Raw genomic sequence first — 4,212 nt, 5'->3', positions numbered from 1 at the left:
CCTGTTCGACGGCTGGGCCGCTCCCGTCCTCGACCTCCTCCGCCACGGCACCGCTTTCGTCCACCGCCCCGTCCACGTCCTGCCCGTGGCCCACACCTGGACCCACGTCCCGGGGGTGACGCTCCTGGGCGACGCCGCCCATCTGATGCCGCCCTTGGGGGCGGGCGCGAACCTCGCGATGCTGGAAGGCGCCGAACTGGCCGAGTCCGTCGCCGCCGGGCCTGGAGATCCGGACGAGGCCGTCCGCGCCTTCGAGGAACGGATGTGGGCACGGGCCCGCAGGTGGGCGGAGATCACGACGGCCGGTCTGGAACGCCTGGTGAGCCCGGACCCCGCCGAAGCCCTCGCCCTCTTCGAGAGCGTCCAGCCGACCTGACCGCCGAGCGCGGGGCACTCGCCGGGTCCGATCCTCCTCGCGGGCCGGACGGCATCGCGCCGCCGTCGGAGCGGTGACGCCGATCTCGCGCACGACCTGGACCGGCGCCCTCGTCCGTCAGCGGAACGCCGCGGCGTTCCGGGCCGCCCAGTCGGCGTAAGCGCGCGGAGCGCTGCCGGTCAGTTCCCGTACGGCCGGCGACACATCCGCGGTCCTGCCGACGAACGAGGCGAACAGCGTGAGTATCGAGTCCACGACCACCTCAGGGGTGTGCGCGACCATCTCGGCACGGGCCTGCGCGGGGGACAGTTCTTCGAGGCGCAGGTCGCGGCCGAGGACCTCGCCGAGGATCCGCACCCGCTCGGCCGTCGTCAGCGAGGCGGGTCCGCTGAGCTGGTACGCCTTGCCCGCGTGCCCGTCGTCGAGCAGCGTCCGCGCCGCCACCGCGGCGATGTCGCGGTCATCGACAGGCGCGGTCGCGGCCTGGGCGAAGGGGGCGCGCACCACGCCGTTGTGCCTGATGCCGGGCGCCCAGCGCAGGTCGTTCGCCATGAACGCGCCAGGGCGCAGGAACGTCCACGGCAGCCCCGACCTGGCCACGGCCTGCTCGTGCTCGGCGTGGACGCCGCCGAGCGCGCCCGCCTGCCTCATCGTCACCGCCAGCGCGGACAGCAGCACCACGTGTCCGAGGCCGGCCTTCGCGGCCTCGGACAGGAAGCCGTGCGCCGGACCGGCGGCCAGCAACAGGAACGCGCGGTCCACTCCCTTGAGTGCGGGGCGCAGGTCCTCCGCTCGGGACAGGTCGGCTCGGACGACCTCCACGTCGTCGGGCAGGCCGGCCCGCTCCGGGTTCCGGCTGATCGCGCGGACCTGCTCCCCCGCCTGGAGCAGCAGGTCCACGAGATGACGGCCCATGTTGCCCGTCGCCCCGGTCACCAGTATCACGGCTACCTCACTTCGGATATCCGAACTGTTTGGATACCAAGACTGTATCCTGTCGTCGTGATGGACGACGCCCCGACTCCCCGACTGCCACGACCCGAGGAGGTCAAGGAGGCCCTCGGCTTCGTGCCTCTGGTGGAGGTCTACTTCCGGCGAGCTCAGGCCGAGATGCCGGACGAACTGCGGGAGATCTTCCGCAGCCATCGGCTCACCGCCCGGCACGGCGCGGTCATTCCGCAGCTGACGACCGAACCGTCACTGAGCGTGAGCGAACTGGCCGACAGGATGGGCGTGTCGCTGCCGACGGCGAGCGAGCTCGTCGGCGACCTCAGCCGGGCCGGGCTGGTCGAGCGCCGGGAGGATCCGGCCGATCGCCGCCGCACCCTGGTGTCGCTGGCCGCTCACCATCGGGCCATGGTGGAGCGGTTCGTCGCCCTTCGCGCCGCGCCCATGCTGCGCGTCCTGGACAACCTGTCGCCTCAGGAGAGGCAGGGGTTCGTGGCGGGGCTGACCGCGTGGGCCCACGAGGTGCGGAACTGGTAGGAGGGAGCGTCAGGTGGCGAGAGTGGCCAGCGGCTCCACACCGTAGGTGCGGGCGTAGCCGTTCTCGGTGCCCACGAGCAGGTCCACGACGTCGAAGTAGCGGTCCCAGAAGGGGGTCTCGCGCAGCGCGTCGATCAGCAGCCGGTAGGCGTCGTGGTCGTCCGCCTCCCAGACCCAGATGTCGGTGACCCGCGCCGAGTAAAACTCCGTGTCGTAGAAGCGGGAGCGGACGCCGCGGGTGCGGGCCTCGATCACCGGGACGACCTGGGTGGTGAAGGCCTGGACGCGTTCGGCCACGGTCATCGCCAGCCACTCGGGCGTCGTCTTGACCAGCATGAACGCGGTGACCGGCGGCTCGGTGCGATCAGCGGGCATCGGCTGCCTCCGAAGTGGCGAGGACGGCGGGCTTGAGAGTGTGCGCGCACCACTGCGCGAATGCGGTGGCCGGACCCTGCCGCGGCGAGCGGTCGACGCCCGAGTCCAGGCCCTGGTCCTTGGCGCGCTTCATGGCGACCATGCCCTCGACGAACTCCTCATTGAGGCCGTGGCCGAGCAGGGTGGACCGCAGCTCGTCGAGCGGCTGACGCACGTAGCGGACCGGACGGCCCAGTTCCTCGGTCACGATGCGGGCCAGGTCGTCGGGCGACAGGTCCTGCGGACCGAGCACCGGAACGCTGCCGACGCCGGTCCAGGAGCGGTCCAGCAGCAGCCCGGCCGCCGTCGCGGCGATGTCGGCGACGGCCACCATCGGGGCCGGACGGTCCGCGGCGACGGTGTCGGTGAAGACGCCGTCCTCGCGGATCGAGTCGGCCTCCTCCAGCAGGTTCTCGAAGAAGGACGGGCAGGCCAGGGCGCGGTAGGCGACGCCGGAGCCGGCGATCAGGTCGTCCATGGCCAGGGAGGCGGTGACCAGCCCGGCCCGGGCGGCGTGCAGGGTGCCGCGGCCGAGCGCCGAGATGCCGACGACATGGCCGACGCCATGGGCGGCGAGCGCCCGCGCGGCCGGGCGGGTGAAGCCGCTGTACGCCTCGTCGGGCGTGAGCGAGGCGTCCGGCGGCACCAGCCAGAAGACGGCGTCGGCCCCGGCGAAGGCACGCTCGACGGTCGCGGCGTCGCCGTGCGAGCCGATGACCACCTCGACCCGTCCGCGCACGGCCTCGGGCAGCCGGGCGGGGTCGCGCACCACGACGCGCACCTCCTCTGCGTGTGCCGGCGCGGCCTCGACCAGCAGCGACAGCAGCCGCCGGCCGATGTTGCCGGTGGGGGCGGTAATGACGATCATGAAAACCTCGCGGTCTCTGGGGGATCGGTGCAACCCCTTGATCCTGCAGGTCCGCGCCGCATTGCCACAATGGGAACTTCAGCATCCGATCATTGCCTGAAACGGAATAATGCCGGTGAGCAGCCCAGACCCGAACCTCGACGCCAACCTCGCCGTCGCCCTCGACGCCCTGCTGACCGAGCAGAGCGTCACCCGTGCCGCCGCGCGGCTGCACACCTCCCCCGCGGCGATGAGCCGCACCCTGGCCCGGCTGCGCCGGGTCCTCCAGGACCCGCTGCTGGTACGGGCGGGACAGGCGATGGTCCCCACGCCCCGGGCCGAGGCGCTGCGGGACGAGGCCGCCGCTGTGGTGCGCCGGCTGGAGGCGCTGCTCACGCCGAGCGGCGGGATCGACCCCGCCACGTTGCGGCGCACCTTCACCGTCCAGACCTCGGACCTGGTCGGCGCGGCGCTGGCGCCGGGTCTGCTCGGGCTGGCCCGGAGCCGGGCGCCAGGGGTCTCGCTGCGGGTGTCGGCCGAGGAGTGGGAGGCGGGCCCCGCGCTGCGCGAGGGCCGGGTCGACCTGGAGGTGGGGGCCATCGACCACGTCGACCCGGAGACCCGGGTCGAGGAGCTGGTCACGCTGCGGATGGCCGCCGGCGTGAGAGCCGGGCACCGGCTCGCCGAAGGAACCCTGACGCCCGCCAGGCTGGCCGCGGCCGAGCACGTGGCGGTCAGCCGCCGCGGACGCTTCACCGGCCCGCTGGACGCGGCCCTGGCCGAGCAGGGGCTCAGCCGGCGGGTCAGCGCCGTCCTGCCCGGGCACCTGGCGGCGATGGCGCTGGCCGCGGCCGGCGACGTGGTCTGCCTGGTGCCGGCCGCGCTGCCGGGCGAGCCCCCTTCTCCCCTCAGCGACGCGGCGCACGCCCTGGGACTGCGCCTGCTGGAGATCCCGCTGCCGTTGCCGCCCCTGACGATCGGCATGGCCTGGCATCCGCGCCACGCCGCCGACGGGGCCCACCAGTGGTTGCGTGGCGCCGTACGCCGGGTCCTCCGTCCGGCCAGGGAGGACTAGCCCAGACGCGCATCC

At 73.5% G+C, this 4,212-nt stretch carries 6 protein-coding genes; 3 read left to right on the top strand and 3 right to left on the bottom strand.

What is annotated here, in order from left to right; all coding sequences use genetic code 11:
- Positions 1-376 (top strand): FAD-dependent oxidoreductase (locus tag MTP10_RS41785; RefSeq protein WP_397334599.1); only part of this gene is annotated, 376 nt, incomplete at its 5' end.
- A gap of 117 nt (positions 377-493) precedes the next feature.
- Here the strand turns inward: MTP10_RS41785 and MTP10_RS41780 are convergent.
- Positions 494-1,321 (bottom strand): SDR family oxidoreductase, encoded by an 828-nt coding sequence (locus tag MTP10_RS41780; RefSeq protein WP_310717451.1) that lies wholly within the window; start codon positions 1,319-1,321, stop codon positions 494-496.
- Positions 1,322-1,381: 60 nt separating this feature from the next.
- Here MTP10_RS41780 and MTP10_RS41775 point away from each other — a divergent pair, with 60 nt between their 5' ends.
- Positions 1,382-1,861: a MarR family transcriptional regulator gene (locus MTP10_RS41775; RefSeq protein ID WP_310717452.1), complete on the top strand. Its 480-nt coding sequence runs from the start codon at positions 1,382-1,384 to the stop codon at positions 1,859-1,861.
- A 9-nt stretch (positions 1,862-1,870) separates the two neighbouring features.
- Here the strand turns inward: MTP10_RS41775 and MTP10_RS41770 are convergent, their stop codons facing one another.
- Both MTP10_RS41770 and MTP10_RS41765 read right to left on the bottom strand, forming a co-directional pair.
- Positions 1,871-2,236 (bottom strand): darcynin family protein, encoded by a 366-nt coding sequence (locus tag MTP10_RS41770; protein ID WP_310717450.1) that lies wholly within the window; start codon positions 2,234-2,236, stop codon positions 1,871-1,873.
- Positions 2,226-3,143 (bottom strand): NAD(P)H-binding protein, encoded by a 918-nt coding sequence (locus tag MTP10_RS41765; RefSeq protein ID WP_310717449.1) that lies wholly within the window; start codon positions 3,141-3,143, stop codon positions 2,226-2,228. The genes MTP10_RS41770 and MTP10_RS41765 overlap by 11 nt, the downstream gene beginning before the upstream one ends.
- A gap of 115 nt (positions 3,144-3,258) precedes the next feature.
- Here MTP10_RS41765 and MTP10_RS41760 point away from each other — a divergent pair, with 115 nt between their 5' ends.
- Positions 3,259-4,197, top strand: a complete 939-nt coding sequence (locus MTP10_RS41760) for a LysR family transcriptional regulator (RefSeq protein WP_310717448.1) — start codon at positions 3,259-3,261, stop codon at positions 4,195-4,197.
- Positions 4,198-4,212: the final 15 nt, after the last annotated feature.

It is taken from the genome of Nonomuraea sp. 3-1Str (assembly GCF_031570565.1).
Taxonomy (GTDB): domain Bacteria; phylum Actinomycetota; class Actinomycetes; order Streptosporangiales; family Streptosporangiaceae; genus Nonomuraea.
Note: the sequence above shows the minus strand (reverse complement) of the source record. Positions and strands in the feature narration are given on the sequence as shown.